Source organism: Streptomyces sp. NPDC047028, assembly GCF_040644095.1.
Taxonomy (GTDB): domain Bacteria; phylum Actinomycetota; class Actinomycetes; order Streptomycetales; family Streptomycetaceae; genus Streptomyces.
This window is the reverse complement of sequence record NZ_JBEYVS010000030.1, coordinates 37,519-53,706: the sequence shown is the minus strand read 5'-3', so window position 1 is coordinate 53,706 and position 16,188 is coordinate 37,519. Positions and strand designations below refer to the sequence as shown.

The window sequence follows — 16,188 nt, the reverse complement described above, 5'->3', positions numbered from 1 at the left end:
CTATCCACAGCGTACGTGCGGTGTCGCTCAGCGTGTCGACCCGGCTTCACTGGAGTGCCCCGGCCAAGCCACCGGCTCCCCCTCATGAACGGCGGCTTGGCCGGGTGCGGTGTCGAGTGCGGGTGCGCTGTCGCTTGTCGCGCAGTTCCCCACGCCCCTTGGGAAGTTACGCGCACTGTCCCTACCTAGGGGCGCGGGCAACTGCGCGGCCGGCCACGAAGCATCCGCAGCCGGCGACGCGCAGAACCCCTGCGGCGGCTAGCCGCGAAGGACAGCTCCGGTTCGCTCGCCCGCGAGGGCAACCGCCGCGTCACGCGCAGCCGACGCCTCGTCAACGGTCAGCGTCCGGTCCCCCGCGCGAAAGCGCAACGCGTAGGCGAGCGACTTCCGCCCCTCCCCCAGCTGCTCCGCGTTCTCGTAGACGTCGAACAGCCGGATGGACTCCAGCAGCGCGCCCGCCCCCTCGCGGAGCGCCGCCTCGACGTCCGCGTGCGGGACGAACTGGTCGACGACCAGCGCGACGTCCTGCGTGGCGACGGGGAACGTCGAGATGTGCGGCCCCTTCACCAGGCCGGCGCTCGCCCGCTCGACGACGTCCAGGTCCAGCTCCATCGCGCTGGTGCGCGCGGGCAGACCCAGGGTCTTCAGCACACCGGGGTGCAGCTCACCGGCGTGGCCGACGACCCGCTCGGTGCCGTCCACGACGACGACCAGCTCGGCGCAGCGGCCGGGGTGCCACGGCCCGTACTGGCCCTTGCGGACGGTCAGTTCGGTGCCGGCCTCGCGCGCGACGATCCGCGCGGCCTCGACCGCGTCGGCCCACTCGGCCGGGCGGCCCCTGCCCCACCAGCCGGCCTGCTCGCGGGCGCCCGCGAGGACGACGGCGGCGTGCCGGGGCTGGACGGGCAGCGCCTCGGTGAGGGAGGCGATCTCCTCGTCGGTGGGACGCCGGTCCACGGGGAGGCGGACGGCGGCCGTCAGCTCCTCGCGGGGGTGGAAGACGAGGCCCGTCTCGAACAGGGCCAGGTCGTGCGAGCCCCGTCCGTCGTTGCGGCGCAGCGCGCCGAGCAGGCCCGGCAGCAGCGTCGTACGCAGCGCGGGCTCCTCGTCGGAGAGCGGGTTGACGAGCTTGACGACGCGGCGGGCCGGGTCGTCGGCCGCGAGGGCCAGCTGGTCGAAGGCCTGCTCGCCGAGGAACGGGTAGTTCAGCGCCTCGACGTACCCGGCGCCGGCCAGCGCGCGGCCGACCCGGCGGTGCAGCCGCTGCCGGTCGGTCAGGCCCAGGCCCGCGGGGGGCTTGGGCAGCGTGGAGGGCAGGTTCTCGTAGCCCTCCAGCCGGATGACCTCCTCGGCGAGGTCGTTCGGGTCGGTGAGGTCGGGCCGCCAGCTCGGCACGGTGACGGTCAGCTCGTCCTGGCCGAGGACGTCGCAGCCGACCTCCTGGAGGCGCCGTACGACGGTCTCGCGGCCGTACGTCACACCGGCGACCTGGTCCGGGTGGTCGGCCGGGATGGTGATGGTGCGGGGCGCGGCGGGCGCGACGACCTCGGTGACGCCCGCGTCGGCGGTGCCGCCGGCGAGGAGCACGAGCAGGTCGACGGTCCGCTGCGCGGCCGCGGCGGCGGCCTGCGGGTCGACGCCGCGCTCGAAGCGGCGGGACGCCTCGGAGGCCAGCTTGTGCCGGCGGGCCGTGCGGGCGATGGAGATCGCGTCGAAGTGCGCGGCCTCCACGACGACCTCGGTGGTGGTGCCCTCGGTGTCGTCGATCTCGGTGTTGGCGCCGCCCATGACGCCGGCGAGGCCGATGGCGCCGCGGTCGTCGGTGATGACCAGGTCCTCGGCGTCGAGGGTGCGGGTCACACCGTCGAGCGTGGTGAGCTTCTCGCCGGCCTCGGCGCGGCGCACGCCGATGGTGCCCTGGACGCGCGAGCGGTCGTACGCGTGCAGGGGCTGGCCCAGCTCCAGCATCACGTAGTTGGTGACGTCGACCGCGAGGGAGATCGGGCGCATGCCGGCCTTCTGCAGGCGGCGCTGGAGCCAGATCGGAGAGCGCGCCTCCGGGTCGAGACCGGAGACGGTGCGGGCCGTGAAGCGGTCGCAACCGTGCGGGTCGGAGACCTGGACGGGGTAGCCGTAGGCGTTCGGCGCCGGGACGTCCAGGAGGGCCGGGTCGCGCAGCGGCAGGCCGTAGGCGATGGCGGCCTCCCGAGCGACGCCGCGCAGCGACAGGCAGTAGCCCCGGTCGGGGGTGACGGCGATGTCGAGGACCTCGTCGACGAGCTGGAGCAGCTCGATGGCGTCGGTGCCCGCCTCGTGCTCCGGCGGCAGCACGATGATGCCGTGCGTGCCGTCGTCGCCCATGCCCAGCTCGTCGGTGGAGCAGATCATGCCGTGGGAGGTCTTGCCGTACGTCTTGCGGGCGGCGATCGCGAAGCCGCCGGGCAGCACGGCGCCCGGGAGGACCACGACGACCTTGTCGCCGACGGCGAAGTTCCGGGCGCCGCAGACGATCTCCTGCGGCTCCCCGGTGCCGTTGGCCTGGCCGACGTCGACGGTGCAGAAGCGGATCGGCTTCTTGAAGCCCTCCAGCTCCTCGATGGTGAGCACCTGGCCGACGACGAGCGGCCCCTTGAGGTCGGCGCCGAGCTGCTCGACGGTCTCGACCTCGAGGCCGACCGAGACGAGCTTCTCCTGGACGTCGCGCCCGGTCTGAGTCGCCGGCAGGTCGACGTACTCCCGCAGCCAAGAAAGCGGGACCCGCATCAGATCTCCATCCCGAACGGCCGGGTGAACCGGACGTCACCCTCGACCATGTCTCGCATGTCTTCGACGTTGTGGCGGAACATCAGCATCCGTTCGATGCCGAATCCGAAGGCGAATCCGCTGTACTTCTCGGGGTCGACGCCGCAGGCGACGAGCACCCGCGGGTTGACCATGCCGCAGCCGCCCAGCTCGATCCAGCCCTCGCTGGAGCAGGTGCGGCAGGGCCGGTCGGGGTTGCCGACGGAGGCGCCCTTGCACACGTAGCAGAGCATGTCCATCTCGGCGCTCGGCTCGGTGAAGGGGAAGTAGTTGGGGCGCAGCCGGGTCTTCATCTCCGGGCCGAAGAGCGACTGGACCATGTGGTCCAGGGTGCCCTTGAGGTCGGCCATGGTCAGGCCCTCGTCGACGGCCAGCAGCTCGATCTGGTGGAAGACCGGGGTGTGCGTGGCGTCCAGCTCGTCCGTGCGGTACACGCGGCCGGGGCAGACGACGTAGACCGGCAGCTCGCGGTCGAGCAGCGTGCGGGCCTGCACGGGCGAGGTGTGGGTGCGCAGGATGACCCCGGAGTCGCCGTTCTCGCCCTTGGGGCCGTCGACGAAGAAGGTGTCCTGCATCTGCCGGGCCGGGTGGTCCGGGGTGAAGTTCAGGGCGTCGAAGTTGAACCACTCCGCCTCGACCTCGGGGCCCTCGGCGATCTCGTACCCCATGGACACGAAGACGTCCGCGACCCGCTCCATCATCGTGGTGAGCGGGTGCCGGGCGCCGGCCGGTACGCGGTCGTAGGGCAGGGTGACGTCAACGGCCTCCTCGACCAGTACGCGGGCGTCGCGCTCGGCCTCCAGTTCGGCCTGGCGACCGGCGAGGGCCTTGTTGACGGCGCCGCGGGCCATGCCGACGCGCTTGCCGGCGTCGGCCTTGGCGTGCGGGGGCAGGGCGCCGATCTCGCGGTTGGCGAGGGCCAGCGGCGAGGCGGGGCCCGTGTGGGCGACCTTGGCCTCGTGGAGCGCGTCGAGGGAGTCCGCGGCGGCGAAGGCGGCGAGCGCCTCGTCCCGCATGCGCTCGATCTCTTCCGGTTTCAAGGTCTCGACCTCGACAGGGTCGTACGACTTATTGGGTGCCGACATCTCTTCCCGTGCTTCCGATTGCTGGCGGATGGTCCCGTACCGGCTCCGACACTGCCTGCGGCCGTGTGAAGGACACAAAGGTGCCAAAGGCCGAGTCTAACGGGGTGCGGACAGGCGATTGCGCCCGTGGCCGTCAGGCGAGATACGCCGGAGCCGCCACGGGCAGCGTAAATCGGAACTCGGCGCCGCCGGCGGGGGCGCGGCCGACCGTGATCGTGCCGCCGTGGGCCTCGACGATGCCCTTGACGATGTACAGCCCGAGGCCGGTGCCGCCGCGCTTGCTGCCCCGCCAGAAGCGGGTGAAGACGCGGTTCATGGACTCCTCCGGGATGCCGGGCCCCTCGTCGCTCACCGTGACCGACGTGCCGGTGTCCTCGCCCACGCGGGGGGACGCCGTGGCCGTGACGTCAATGGTGACGGTTCCCTCGCCGTGCCGCACCGCATTTTCCAGCAGGTTGCTCAGCACCTGGTCGACCTTGTCGGGGTCGGCCCACAGGTCGGGCAGGGGCTGCTCGACGCGGAGCAGGAACCGGTCGGCGCGCTGCCCGGCGGCGACGTACGCCTGGATGTGCCGGCCGACGGCGGCGCCGATGTCGACGGGCTGCCGGCGCACCTCCAGGCGCCCGCTGTCGATGCGGGAGATGTCCAGCAGCTCGGCGATGAGCCGGGTGACGCGGTCGGCGTCGGCGTCGACGGTCTCCAGCATCAGCCGTTTCTGGTCGTCGGTGAACCGCTCCCACTTGGCCAGCAGCGTGGCGGTGAAGCCCTTGACGGAGGTCAGCGGGGAGCGCAGCTCGTGGGCGACGGTGGCGATCAGCTCGGCGTGGCTGCGCTCGGTGCGGCGCCGGGCCTCGGTGTCGCGGAGGGTGACGACGACACGGTGGACGGGACCCAGGGGTTCGGCGCGCACGTAGCGGGCGGAGACGAGGACCTCGTGTCCGCCCGGCAGCAGCAGGTTCCGCTCCGGCTGCCGTACCCGGATGGCCAGTCCGCCGTAGGGGTCCGTCAGCTGCCACCAGCGGCGGCCCTCCAGGTCCTCCAGCGGCAGGGCCTTCTCCAGGCTCTCGCCGAGGGCGTCGGGGGCGCACAGGCCGGTGATGCGGGCGGCGGCGGCGTTGAAGCAGACGACGCGGCCGTCCTGGTCGGCGACGACGAGGCCGTCGGGCAGGTCGTCGGGGTCGATGCCGTGGTCCGCTCCCCGGTCCGCGAGGTCGCCGTGCCGGGGCGCGGGCGTGCGCGCGTCCCGCCCGGCCGCCGCGGTGCTCGTGCGGACCACACTCATCCCCGTACCCCACCTCTCAGCCGGCGCAGGGCCCCGAACTGGTCACCTTACTGGCTCTGGGTGACGGAGCGGCACCCTCCGGAGGCGCGCTGGGCCCGGGCCGACGCATAGAGACATACGGCGGCGGCGGTGGCGAGGTTCAGGCTCTCGGCGCTTCCGTGGATGGGGACGCGTACGACGGCGTCGGCGAGGGCGCGGGTCTCCTCGGGCAGACCCCAGGCCTCGTTGCCGAAAACCCAGGCGGTCGGGCCGCCCATGGTGCCCTCGTCCAGCTCGGCGTCGAGGTCGCGGTCCCCGGCCCCGTCGGCGGCGAGGACGCGCACGCCGGCCGCCGTCAGGCCCTCGATGGCGTGCTCCACGGGCACGCCGACGGCGACCGGCAGGTGGAACAGGGAGCCGACGGAGGCGCGTACGGCCTTGGGGTTGTACAGGTCGACGGAGGCGTCGGTGAGGACGACGGCCTCGGCGCCGGCGGCGTCGGCGCAGCGCAGGACGGTGCCGGCGTTGCCGGGGTCGCGGACGTGGGCGAGGACGGCGACGAGCCTGGGCCGGGCCGCGAGGACGTCCGCGAACGGGGTGTCCAGGAAGCGGCACACGCCGACGAGGCCCTGGGGGGTGACGGTGGTGGAGATGTCGGCGATGACCTCGTCGGGGGCGAGGTGGACGCGGGCGCCGGCGTCGCGGGCGGCGCCGATGATGTCGGCGTAGCGCTCCGCTGCCTCGACGGTGGTGAACAGCTCGGTGAGGGTCGCCTGTCCGGCGGGCCGGTGCGCGGCCGCCTCCCGTACGGCCTGCGGGCCCTCGGCGAGGAACAGCCGGTCCTTGCCCCGGAAGTTCCGCTTGCCGAGGCGCCGGGCGGCGGCGACACGGGCGGACCGGGGGGAGATCAGCTCGGGGGTGGACATCCTCTGAGTCACTTTCCTCGTACGGGGAGCTGCTGCGGCTCGGGGCCAGGGGGCTCACTCACCGGTGCTGCCTGGGTACGGCCCGCTGCGGTGGGCCGGGGGTGGGTTCGCTTACCGGCGCTCGCCGGGTGCCTCCCCCACTCGGCTTCGCTCGAGCGGGGGCCCCCACCGCCCACCCGTGCCGCCCTGGGGATCCCCCCAGGCCCTTAAGGCACTGGGGAGGCACGCATGCCCGCAGCTACGACGTGCCCCGTAAGGGGCGCGGGGAACTGCGCGACGAGCCACGATGCGGCCGCAGGAGAAATCCGGGCGGTCGGGGCAGTGCCCCTTCGGGGGCGCGGGGAACTGCGCGATCAGCCACGACGGGCCGGCGGCCGAACGACGACCGGGGGGCGGGAACGACAGGACCCGCAAGCAAAGCGCCTGCGGGTCCCGGAACTACGACGGCTGAGGCCGGCGCAGCGTCACGCCGCCTTGGGCGCGTTGACGTCCGACGGCAGCGCCTTCTGCGCGACCTCGACGAGCGCGGCGAACGCGTTCGCGTCGTTGACGGCCAGCTCCGCCAGGATCTTGCGGTCGACCTCGATGTTCGCGGCCTTCAGACCCTGGATGAAGCGGTTGTACGTGATGCCGTTGGCGCGGGCAGCGGCATTGATGCGCTGGATCCACAGCTGACGGAAGTCGCCCTTGCGCTTCTTGCGGTCGTTGTAGTTGTAGACCAGCGAGTGGGTGACCTGCTCCTTGGCCTTGCGGTACAGGCGCGAACGCTGACCGCGGTAGCCGGAGGCCTGCTCCAGGATCGCCCGGCGCTTCTTGTGGGCGTTGACTGCCCGCTTGACGCGTGCCACTTGTTAACTCCTTGTAGCGGGGCCGCGGTGGAACTCACGCGGCCCGGAAACGATTGGGTCCCGGTCCAGACGCGCGGCGCTCATGGACGAGCGCCGGAACGTCACTTGCCGAGAAGCTTCTTGATCTTCGCGGCGTCGCCCGGGGCCATCTCGGCGTTGCCGGTGAGGCGACGCGTCACACGGGACGACTTGTGCTCAAGCAGGTGGCGCTTGCCGGCGCGCTCACGGAGCACCTTGCCGGAGCCGGTGATCTTGAAGCGCTTGCTGGCACCGCTGTGCGACTTGTTCTTCGGCATAGCGCCGTACTCTCCTCGTCGGTGGCGCTCCGGTGCCCGGTCGCGAAAACCGGGCACGGTGGAGCGTCGTTCTCTACTGTCGGTTGATCCTCGGGACTCGCGTCCCGGGGGATCACGCCTCGGCGTGCTCCTCGGCGGGCGTCTCGACCTCGGCCTCGACCTCGGCCGCGGTCTCAGCCTCGGCCTCGGCAGGGTTCTGCGAGCGGCCGGGGTTGGCCTTCGCGTCCGCCTTGCGGGCTTCCTGCGCCTGGCGAGCCTCGGCCATCGCCTCGGTCTTCTTCTTGTGCGGACCGAGAACCATGATCATGTTCCGGCCGTCCTGCTTCGGGTTCGACTCCACGAAACCGAGGTCCTGGACGTCCTCCGCGAGACGCTGCAGCAGTCGGTAGCCCAGCTCGGGACGGGACTGCTCGCGACCACGGAACATGATCGTGATCTTGACCTTGTCGCCCTGCTTGAGGAACCGGACGACGTGACCCTTCTTGGTGTCGTAGTCGTGCGGGTCGATCTTCGGCCGGAGCTTCATCTCCTTGATGACCGTGTGCGCCTGGTTCTTGCGCGCCTCACGGGCCTTCATGGCCGACTCGTACTTGAACTTCCCGTAGTCCATGAGCTTGCACACGGGCGGACGGGCGTTCGCCGCGACCTCGACCAGGTCCAGGTCGTACTCCTGCGCAAGCTCCAGGGCCTTGGCAAGCGGAACAATCCCGACCTGCTCGCCGCTGGGACCGACAAGTCGCACCTCGGGAACGCGAATCCGGTCGTTGATGCGGGGCTCGGCGCTGATGGATCCTCCTCGGTTAGCACCACACGGCGGTCTGGCGGACAGCCGCTTACGTCTCTTCTGGTGACCTAACCGCGCCGGAGCAGAAAAAATGCCCCGGACGATCACAGGCGGGGCTCCAAGCACTACCGGAGCACCGCCGCGATGAATCGCGGGGCGCGCTTTCGGACGACTCCATCGTCCGTACGGAACGATGGTGGCCGTCTGACCGGGTGACCCGCCGCCCCGGAGGGTGGTCGGGTGGGAGATCGGAGCCTCCACTTGTGGGCCGAGCACGCAGACGTGTCCAGCCGGTCGTGTATCAGGCTAGCAGGATCGTTTGACAAGGGCTAATCGAGGCGTAAGAAGCGCTGATCGAGGCGGGGCCAGGGCTCGACGAGGCCGGGGCGGACGGACCGCCTATCGTGTGGGGCATGAGTGACACCCCTCCTGAGACCCCCGACTTCGACGCGATGACCCGGGACATCGCCGAGGTCCCCGCCGTCGAGGTGATCGTGACGGTCGCCGTCAACCTGATGAGCGCCGCCGCCGTGAAACTCGGGCTGAGCGAGGAGGGCGAGAAGTACAAGGACCTGGACGAGGCCCGCAAGCTGATCACCGGTCTCGCCGGCCTGCTGGACGCGAGCGCGACCGAGATCAGCTCCTTCCACGCGGCTCCGCTGCGCGACGGCCTGAAGTCGCTGCAGCTGGCGTTCCGCGAGGCCTCGCTGGTCCCGGACGAGCCGGGCCAGGGTCCGGGCGAGAAGTACACCGGTCCGGTCTACGGCTGAGCCGCCGCCCCTCTCTTCTGTTTCCGCACGAACAAGGGCTCGCCCGGAGGCGTGGTCCCGGCCGGCAGCAGTGCCAGGTCGAGGCCGCGCACCAGGCGGGCCCGCAGTGTCTCGTCGGCGGCCAGCCGTTCGGCGACCGCGCGGGCGGCCGCGGCGGGCGGCACGGCCGGATCGAGGACGAGCGCCAGGGTACCGTCCGCCTGACCGGGGCCGAGGTGGGCGCGCAGCACGGCGGGCTCCGCGGCGACGACGGCACGGACGGCCTCGACGACCGCCGGGTCGGCGAGCGGGTCCGTGCTGGTACGGCCCTCGGCGAGGGCGAGCAGTGCCGGGCCGGTCAGTTCGAACGGCACCGGACCGGCGAGGTCCAGCACCACCGTGTCCGCTTTCTCGTGCGCGGCGGCCTGCAGCGCCTGGTGCAGCGGTACGGCCACGGGCCGGGCCGCCGGGTCCCAGCGGGCGAGGGAGTCGGTGGAGGTGAAGGCGGGCAGCGCGGTGCGCCCGCCGGCCTTCAGCGTGGGGACGGCCATGTCGCTGGTCTTCTCGCGGCGCAGCCCGTTCTCGTCTTCCTCGACCTCGCCGAGGACGGCCACGACCGGGACCAGCAGCCGCGCGCCCTTGAGGGCCTCCAGGACCGGCGCGACGGCGGTGCGGTCCTCGGCCCAGGCGGCGAGCGCGGCGCTCAGCCGGGGGTCGGCGGTGCCGTCGTCGTCGGAGAAGCCGGAGTCGGGAATGTTCTTGTTCGCCACGGTCACCGACCTTATAGGGGGCGGCGACCGGGGGCCGGTCGGGGCCCGGACCGACGGCTCAGCGGAACTCGCCGTACTCCTGCGGCCGGCGTTCGCGGCCCCGCCACAGCACGACGCCGGCGATCAGCAGAACCCCGCCGGCGCCGCCCGCGAGGGGGGCCGCCCACGCGGAGGTGCCGGCGGCGTCCTTGGGGGTGTCGGGGCCGGGGCCGAAGTACTTCTCGCCGTACGAGGTCACCTCCAGGCCCTCCGGCTTGAGCCGGGCGGCGGCCTTCAGCGCGGCGGCTGGGTCGACGAGGCCGAAGCCGCGGGAGTCGTCGCGGCCGCCGACGGGAGGGTTGCGGGCCGTGTCCTCCAGGAGCTTCTTGATCTGGGCCGGTGTCAGGTCCGGGTGGACGGCCTTGATGAGGGCGACCGTGCCGGAGACGAAGGCGGAGGCGGCGGAGGTGCCCCAGCCCTCGTAGTACTTGTGGTCGGGGTCGGCGATGACGACGTCCACGCCGGGCGCGCTGACCGCGGCGTACCAGCGGCGGGTGGAGAACGAGGCGCGGGTGCCGTAGCGGTCCACCGCGGTGGCGGCGATGACGCCCGGGTAGGCGGCCGGGTAGGAGACGTGGTCGCCCTTGTCGCCGCCGTTGCCGGCGGAGGCGACGACGACCACTCCCTTCTTGAGGGCGTACTGGACGGCCTCGTCCTCGCCGGCCTCGGGGTGGGCGGAGCTGGAATCGTCGCCGAGGGAGAGGTTGATGACGTCGGCGCCGTGGTCGGCGGCCCAGCGGATGCCGTCGGCGAGGGCGTTGCCCCGGCTGGTACGGGCCTTGGCGCGGGCGGGGTCGCCGTCCTCCAGGATGACCCGCACGGGCAGGATCTTCGCCTCGGGGGCTATGCCGATGACGCCGGCGGTACGGCCGGGTCCGTGGCCGTGCCCGGCGATGATCCCGGCCATCGCGGTGCCGTGCCGGGCCCAGCTCCGGTCGCCGGGCTCGGCGCCGAAGCCGATCATGTCCTTGGCCGGCAGGACGTTGCCGGCCAGGTCGGGGTGGCCGGCCTCGACGCCTGTGTCCAGGACGGCGACGGTGACGCCCTTGCCCCGGGTGACGCGCCAGGCCTGCGCGGTGTGCAGGGCGGACAGGCCCCACTGCTGGGCGCGGATGCCGTCGGCGTGGGCGGTGGCGGCGGGCAGCAGGACGAGGGAGCCGGCGAGGAGAAGGCTCGTGAGCGCCGAGCCGGTGGTGACCGCCCGGCGCGGGCGGCGGACCGGTCGCGGGAACGTGCGGGTCATGAGGGCTTCTCCGTGGCGGCGCCCCCGGTCTGCCGCAGCCGGCGTGCGATGCGGTCGGCCAGGCCCTGCGCCTCGTTGCCGAGGCCGGCCTGGGCGGGGGCCGAGGTGGCGCCGGTGCGGGTGGCGTCGGCGGCGGGCTGGGGCGCGTCGACGGTGCGGCCGTCGGCCCAGCCGGACACGGAGAAGGCGACGACGGGGACGTCGGTGAGGACGGAGATGGTCCAGGAGGCCCGCTGCGCGTCGCCGAAGCCGGCCGCCACGGTGCCCTTGGCGGCGTACGCCCGGGGCAGCAGGTCGGTGCGGCTGCTCAGGTGCTCGTCCCGGAAGCGCTTGGCGAGCGCGGACATGGCGGCCGGGTCGGCCTTGGTGAACAGCAGGCCGACGGTGGTCACATAGCTCTCGGTGGCGTCGGTGTAGGTGGCGCGCAGCAGCCGGCGGCAGCCCACGGGAGCGAGGGCCTTGCGCAGCAGCGGGTCGAAGGCGCGGGCGCAGCCGGAGTCGGGGGCCACGGCGACCCGGGTCCAGGTGCGGTCGGCTCCGCCGGGTCCTGCGCCGGTGCCGTCGACGGTGGGCGGGAACAGCTGGTCGACCGGCTCGCTGTGCCACAGGCTGTCGGCCGCGGTGAACCTGTCCCGCGCCGCCCCGCCGCCGTCGCCGGCGAGCCAGCTCCCCGTGACGGCACCGCCGATGAGCCCCAGCCCGAGGACGACACAGGCCGTCGCGGCAGCGGCCCGGGGACGCACCCGCCGTCTCACCCCCTCAGGTTCGGCAAACGTCACGACGGGCCGCGCGGCAGCACCCCAGGAGTGCGCCGGGTCGGGCGCCGGCGCCGAGCCGGCAGGGTGAGCGGACGCGCCCGCACTCCAGGCGCCACCGCGCGCGGGCCCCGCTTCGGCGGCTCCGCGGGAAGCGGCCGTGGCACCGCGGCCGACGGCAGCGGAGTCGGGCGCGGCGGGAATCGGCCGCAACCGGGCCGTCGTCTCCACGGCGGACTCCGCCGGCGCGATCGGCCTGCTCTGCGGGCGCGGCGGTACGGCCGTCCCGGCGGCGCCCTCCCGGCGTGGCTGCCCGTCCGTGCCGGACGGGCTCAGGGGGGCGGCGACGTCGCCCGTGCCCGGCGGTGCGTCGGGGAAGCGGGCCGAGGCCGGGGGCGGAGGCGGGGTCCGGCGGCTGTCGGGGGCGGGGGTGGGCCGGAGCCGAGGGAAGCGGGAGGCGGTGCGGTCGGGGGCGGGCGGCTGCGCCGGGGACGGCGGGCCGGGCACACTCCGCGCGGGGCTGGGCGTGCGCGGAGTGAAGACCGAGAACTCCTCGTCGGAATCGGCCTGGACGCGGGCGGGCTCGGCAGTCGAGCGGCCGCTCGCCGCACGCGGCCGCTCGACACGCCCAGCAGTGCCACGCGCCGGGTCGTCTCCGTCAGCGGGGCCCGTCGTACGTCCGGTCGGGCCGGTCGGGCCGGTCGGTGAAACGTTCACCTCGGGCCGGCCGGCCATGCGCGCAGTGGGGTCGGTCGCCGGGGCGTGACCGTCGGCCGGGCACGCCGGACGGGCGTGCGGTCCGGTGGGTGAAACGTTCACGTCGGCGCGGTCGGTGGCGTGTGCCGTGGGGTCGGGGGCGGGGTCCGTCGGGCGGCCGAGGGCGTGGTCCGGATCCGGGTGGAGCTTGGGGGGCAGGCCGGGAACGGGGGGATGGGGTGGGCGCGGGGGGACCGGGGCGCGGCGCGCTTCCGTGCTCATGCACCCCCCGTTTCCTCGTGCCCGGGCCGAACTTCGCGTACGCGGGCCGTGCTGGTCGCCGGCCGGCCCGGTGCGGTCGCTCCGCTCCCGGGCACGCATACCCGTACGGCCGGACCGGCATCCCGGTTCAGGTGACGCGGCCCGCAAGCGTTCGGCCGTACGCGTGCGCGTCACTCTACGGGTTGTCCGGGACGGAGAGAGAACCAGTCGGCAGGCCCGGGGCATCTGCCCGGAACGTCCCCCTACCCTGCGGTAATACTCTCTGGCAGGCTTCCGTCATGACTGCGCGCGCCGCCGACCGGGCCCGTTACGACCGGGCCACCGCCCATCTCGACGCCCCTCTCGCGATCGTGGACCTCGACGCCTTCGACGCCAACGCGGACGACCTGGTCCGCCGCGCGGGCGGCAAGCCGGTCCGGGTCGCCAGCAAGTCCGTGCGCTGCCGGGCCCTGCTGGAACGCGCCCTGGCCAAGGACGGCTTCCGGGGCGTCATGTCGTTCACGCTGGCCGAGTCCCTGTGGCTCGCCCGTTCCGGGTTCGACGACATCCTGCTGGCCTACCCCTCCGCCGACCGTTCCGGCTTCGCCGAACTGGCCGCCGATCCCAAGCTCGCCTCCGCCGTGACCGTGATGGTCGACGACGTCGCGCACTTGGACCTCATCGACGCGTCCCGTGACGGCGGCGTTGAGGACGTCCGGGTCTGCCTGGAACTGGACACGGCGCTGAAGATGTTCGGCGGCCGGGTCCGGGTGGGGGCGCGGCGGTCACCGCTGCACTCCCCCGCGCAGCTTGCCGAGCTGGCCCGGGCCGTGGCCCGGCGGCCGGGCTTCCGGCTGGTGGGGATCATGGCGTACGAGGGGCATGTCGCCGGGGTCGGGGACGCGGTCGCCGGACGGCCGCTGCGTTCGCGGGCGATCCGGCTGATGCAGGCCGCCGCCCGGCGGGAACTCGCCGAGCGGCGGGCCGCGGTGGTGCGGGCCGTCCGGGCCGTGGCGACGGACCTGGAGTTCGTCAACGGCGGCGGCACGGGCAGTGTGCAGCACACGGCGGCCGAGGACGCCGTCACGGAGATCGCCGCCGGGTCGGGGCTGTACGTGCCGCGCCTGTTCGACAACTACACGTCGTTCACCGGCCGTCCGGCCGCCCTCTTCGCGCAGCCCGTCGTCCGGCGGCCGGGTGTCGGGATCGTCACGGTGCTCGGCGGCGGCTACCCGGCCTCCGGTGCCGCCGGTCCCGACCGGCTGCCGGTGCCGTACCTGCCCGAGGGGCTGAGGTACGACCCGCAGGAGGGTCCCGGTGAGGTGCAGACCCCGCTGCTCGGCTCCCCCGCCGACGATCTCCTGATCGGCGACAAGGTGTGGTTCCGGCACGCGAAGGCGGGCGAGCTGTGCGAGCGGTTCGAGGCACTGCACCTGGTCGAGGGGGACGCGGTGACGGCGACCGTGCCGACGTACCGCGGTGAGGGGCACACCTTCCTCTAGCGCTACATAGGGGTCACGTACGCGCCCGAGATCCCCCCGTCCACCAGGAAGTCGGTCGCGTTGACGAACGAGGAGTCGTCACTGGCGAGGAACGCGACGGCGGCGGCGATCTCCTCGGCCTCGGCGAACCGGCCGACCGGGATGTGCACGAGCCGGCGCGCGGCCCGCTCGGGATCCTTCGCGAACAGCTCCCGCAGCAATGGGGTGTTGACCGGCCCGGGGCACAGCGCGTTCACCCGGATGCCCTCCCGCGCGAACTGCACGCCCAGTTCGCGGGACATGGCGAGGACGCCGCCCTTGGACGCGGTGTAGGAGATCTGGGAGGTGGCCGCGCCCATCCGGGCCACGAAGGACGCCGTGTTGATGATGGAGCCCTTGCCCTGGTGGCGCATGTACGGGATGGCGGCCTTGCAGCACAGGTAGACGGAGGTGAGGTTGACCTCCTGGACGCGCTTCCACGCCTCCAGACCGGTGTCGAGGATGGAGTCGTCGTCCGGCGGGGAGATACCGGCGTTGTTGAAGGCGACGTCGACGCTGCCGTAGGTGTCGTACGCCGCCTGGAACAGCGCCTCGACCTGCTCGGGGTCGGTGACGTCGGTCTTCACGAAGAGTCCGCCGGTCTCCTCGGCGGCGGCCTTGCCGCGGGGGTCGTCGACGTCGGCACAGACGACGTGCGCGCCCTCGGAGGCGAGCCGGCGGGCGGCGGCGAGTCCGATGCCGCTGCCGGCTCCCGTGACGACGGCGGTGCGACCGGCCAGGCGGCGGCAGATGATGTCGGTGTCAGAAGAGGTCACAGTGCGGGGCCCTCCGTGCTGATGAAGACGTTCTTGGTCTCGGTGAAGGCGGTCAGGGCGTCGGGGCCGAGCTCGCGGCCGAGGCCGGACTGCTTGAAGCCGCCGAACGGGGTCGAGTAGCGGACACTGGAGTGCGAGTTGACGGACAGGTTGCCTGCGCGGACGGCCCGGGAGACGCGCAGGGCGCGGCCCAGGTCGCGGGTCCACAGGGAGCCGGCCAGCCCGTAGGGGGTGCCGTTGGCGAGGCGGATCGCGTCGTCCTCGTCGGTGAAGGGCAGCAGGACGGCGACGGGCCCGAAGATCTCCTCGCACGCGGCCGATCCGTCCGGCCGTTCGCCGGTGAGCACGGTCGGCGGGAACCAGAAGCCGGGGCCGTCGGGGGCGCTGCCGCGCAGGGCGGGGGCGTCGTCGGGGACGTAGGACCGGACGCGGTCGAGCTGCCGGCGGGAGATCAGCGGGCCCATCCGTGTCTTCTCGTCGGCCGGGTCGCCGACCACGACGGCGGCCAGCGCGTCGGCGAGGACGGCGCGGGCCTCGTCGTACACGGACTCATGGACGAGGATGCGGGTGCGGGCGCAGCAGTCCTGCCCGGAGTTGTCCAGGAAGGAGAACGGGTCGAGGGCGGCCTCGAGGTCGGCGTCGGCGAACACGACGTTGGGGCTCTTGCCGCCGAGTTCGAGGGTGACCGGTTTGACCTGCCGGGCGCAGCGTTCCATGACCTCGCGGCCGGTGCGGGTGGAGCCGGTGAACACGATCTTGGCGACGGCGGGGTGGTCGACGAGGGCGCGTCCGGCGATGTGGCCGTGTCCGGGAAGGACCTGGAAGAGGTGCTCGGGCAGGCCCGCTTCCAGGGCGAGTCCGGCCAGGCGCAGGGCGGTCAGCGGGGTCGTCTCGGCGGGTTTGAGGACGACCGCGTTGCCGGCCGCGAGCGCCGGGAAGGAGCCCCAGGCCGCGATCGGCATCGGGAAGTTCCAGGGCGCGATCACGCCGACGACGCCGAGGGGTTCGAGGAAGGTGACGTCCCAGCCGCCGGGGACGGGGATCTGCTTGCCGAGGAGGCGTTCGGCGCCGCCGGCCGCGTAGAGCAGCAGGTCGCGGGCGTTGCCAGCCTCCCAGCGGGCGTTGCCGACGGTGTGCCCTGCCTCGCGGACCTCCAGTTGGGCCAGTTCCTCGACGTGGGTGTCGACGGCGTCGGCGAAGCGGCGCAGCAGCCGGGCGCGGTCGGCGGGGGCGAGGGCCGCCCAGGCCGTCCGGGCGCGTGCGGCCCGTACGACAGCGGCGTCCACATCCTCGGGAGTAGCTGCGGGGACGGTGGCGACGACCTCCTCCGTGGCGGGGTTGAGGACCTTCAACTCGTCGGCTGCGGACACGGATCGT

14 protein-coding genes are annotated in these 16,188 nt (G+C 73.3%); 2 read left to right on the top strand and 12 right to left on the bottom strand.

All coding sequences use genetic code 11. The annotated features are described in order from the left end of the window. Nucleotides 1-258: 258 nt before the first annotated feature. From pheT to infC, 7 genes are all read right to left on the bottom strand, one after another. Nucleotides 259-2,763 (bottom strand): phenylalanine--tRNA ligase subunit beta, encoded by a 2,505-nt coding sequence (gene pheT / locus ABZ854_RS25195; protein ID WP_361214647.1) that lies wholly within the window; start codon nucleotides 2,761-2,763, stop codon nucleotides 259-261. Next, a complete protein-coding gene (gene pheS / locus ABZ854_RS25190) occupies nucleotides 2,763-3,887 on the bottom strand; it encodes a phenylalanine--tRNA ligase subunit alpha (RefSeq protein ID WP_129310100.1) in 1,125 nt (374 codons plus the stop codon). The genes pheT and pheS overlap by 1 nt, the downstream gene beginning before the upstream one ends. Before the next feature lie 133 nt (nucleotides 3,888-4,020). After that, nucleotides 4,021-5,169: an ATP-binding protein gene (locus tag ABZ854_RS25185; protein ID WP_361214644.1), complete on the bottom strand. Its 1,149-nt coding sequence runs from the start codon at nucleotides 5,167-5,169 to the stop codon at nucleotides 4,021-4,023. Nucleotides 5,170-5,216: 47 nt separating this feature from the next. Further along, nucleotides 5,217-6,074, bottom strand: coding sequence for an RNA methyltransferase (locus ABZ854_RS25180; protein ID WP_361214642.1), 858 nt, complete (start codon nucleotides 6,072-6,074; stop codon nucleotides 5,217-5,219). A 464-nt stretch (nucleotides 6,075-6,538) separates the two neighbouring features. Further along, nucleotides 6,539-6,922 carry a 50S ribosomal protein L20 gene (gene rplT, locus ABZ854_RS25175; protein WP_016642495.1) on the bottom strand — a complete coding sequence of 128 codons (384 nt, stop codon included), beginning with the start codon at nucleotides 6,920-6,922 and terminating at the stop codon, nucleotides 6,539-6,541. A 101-nt stretch (nucleotides 6,923-7,023) separates the two neighbouring features. Next, nucleotides 7,024-7,218 (bottom strand): 50S ribosomal protein L35, encoded by a 195-nt coding sequence (gene rpmI / locus ABZ854_RS25170; RefSeq protein ID WP_003977225.1) that lies wholly within the window; start codon nucleotides 7,216-7,218, stop codon nucleotides 7,024-7,026. Between the two features lie 112 nt (nucleotides 7,219-7,330). Continuing rightward, the gene (gene infC, locus ABZ854_RS25165; RefSeq protein WP_361214750.1) at nucleotides 7,331-8,005 is read right to left on the bottom strand and encodes a translation initiation factor IF-3; all 675 of its coding nucleotides are present in this window, start codon (nucleotides 8,003-8,005) and stop codon (nucleotides 7,331-7,333) included. 410 nt (nucleotides 8,006-8,415) lie between these two features. Here infC and ABZ854_RS25160 point away from each other — a divergent pair, with 410 nt between their 5' ends. Further along, nucleotides 8,416-8,772 (top strand): DUF1844 domain-containing protein, encoded by a 357-nt coding sequence (locus ABZ854_RS25160; protein ID WP_129310093.1) that lies wholly within the window; start codon nucleotides 8,416-8,418, stop codon nucleotides 8,770-8,772. Here the strand turns inward: ABZ854_RS25160 and ABZ854_RS25155 are convergent. The 3 genes from ABZ854_RS25155 to ABZ854_RS25145 are packed head-to-tail and all read right to left on the bottom strand — an operon-like array spanning nucleotide 8,763 to nucleotide 12,536. After that, on the bottom strand, nucleotides 8,763-9,521 hold the full coding sequence (locus tag ABZ854_RS25155; RefSeq protein ID WP_361214640.1) for an SseB family protein: 759 nt from the start codon (nucleotides 9,519-9,521) through the stop codon (nucleotides 8,763-8,765). The genes ABZ854_RS25160 and ABZ854_RS25155 overlap by 10 nt on opposite strands. Nucleotides 9,522-9,579: 58 nt before the next feature. After that, complete coding sequence (mycP, locus tag ABZ854_RS25150) at nucleotides 9,580-10,803, bottom strand: type VII secretion-associated serine protease mycosin (RefSeq protein ID WP_361214638.1); 1,224 nt, start codon at nucleotides 10,801-10,803, stop codon at nucleotides 9,580-9,582. Beyond that, a complete protein-coding gene (locus ABZ854_RS25145) occupies nucleotides 10,800-12,536 on the bottom strand; it encodes a hypothetical protein (protein ID WP_361214636.1) in 1,737 nt (578 codons plus the stop codon). The genes mycP and ABZ854_RS25145 overlap by 4 nt, the downstream gene beginning before the upstream one ends. Before the next feature lie 278 nt (nucleotides 12,537-12,814). Here ABZ854_RS25145 and ABZ854_RS25140 point away from each other — a divergent pair, with 278 nt between their 5' ends. Beyond that, a complete protein-coding gene (locus tag ABZ854_RS25140) occupies nucleotides 12,815-14,017 on the top strand; it encodes an amino acid deaminase/aldolase (protein ID WP_361214634.1) in 1,203 nt (400 codons plus the stop codon). A gap of 2 nt (nucleotides 14,018-14,019) precedes the next feature. Here ABZ854_RS25140 and ABZ854_RS25135 read toward each other — a convergent pair whose 3' ends face one another. Then, nucleotides 14,020-14,811, bottom strand: coding sequence for a 3-oxoacyl-ACP reductase (locus ABZ854_RS25135; RefSeq protein ID WP_361214631.1), 792 nt, complete (start codon nucleotides 14,809-14,811; stop codon nucleotides 14,020-14,022). After that, nucleotides 14,808-16,181, bottom strand: coding sequence for an aldehyde dehydrogenase family protein (locus ABZ854_RS25130; RefSeq protein WP_361214629.1), 1,374 nt, complete (start codon nucleotides 16,179-16,181; stop codon nucleotides 14,808-14,810). The genes ABZ854_RS25135 and ABZ854_RS25130 overlap by 4 nt, the downstream gene beginning before the upstream one ends. Nucleotides 16,182-16,188 lie beyond the last annotated feature (7 nt).

What these genes read in the sequence shown, in the direction of transcription:
- mycP (WP_361214638.1), bottom strand. Translation starts at nt 10,803, where the DNA reads ATGACCCGCACGTTCCCGCGACCGGTCCGCCGCCCGCGCCGGGCGGTC.
- ABZ854_RS25180 (WP_361214642.1), bottom strand. Translation starts at nt 6,074, where the DNA reads ATGTCCACCCCCGAGCTGATCTCCCCCCGGTCCGCCCGTGTCGCCGCC.
- ABZ854_RS25145 (WP_361214636.1), bottom strand. Translation starts at nt 12,536, where the DNA reads ATGAGCACGGAAGCGCGCCGCGCCCCGGTCCCCCCGCGCCCACCCCAT.
- pheS (WP_129310100.1), bottom strand. Translation starts at nt 3,887, where the DNA reads ATGTCGGCACCCAATAAGTCGTACGACCCTGTCGAGGTCGAGACCTTG.
- rpmI (WP_003977225.1), bottom strand. Translation starts at nt 7,218, where the DNA reads ATGCCGAAGAACAAGTCGCACAGCGGTGCCAGCAAGCGCTTCAAGATC.
- ABZ854_RS25140 (WP_361214634.1), top strand. Translation starts at nt 12,815, where the DNA reads ATGACTGCGCGCGCCGCCGACCGGGCCCGTTACGACCGGGCCACCGCC.
- ABZ854_RS25160 (WP_129310093.1), top strand. Translation starts at nt 8,416, where the DNA reads ATGAGTGACACCCCTCCTGAGACCCCCGACTTCGACGCGATGACCCGG.
- ABZ854_RS25185 (WP_361214644.1), bottom strand. Translation starts at nt 5,169, where the DNA reads ATGAGTGTGGTCCGCACGAGCACCGCGGCGGCCGGGCGGGACGCGCGC.
- pheT (WP_361214647.1), bottom strand. Translation starts at nt 2,763, where the DNA reads ATGCGGGTCCCGCTTTCTTGGCTGCGGGAGTACGTCGACCTGCCGGCG.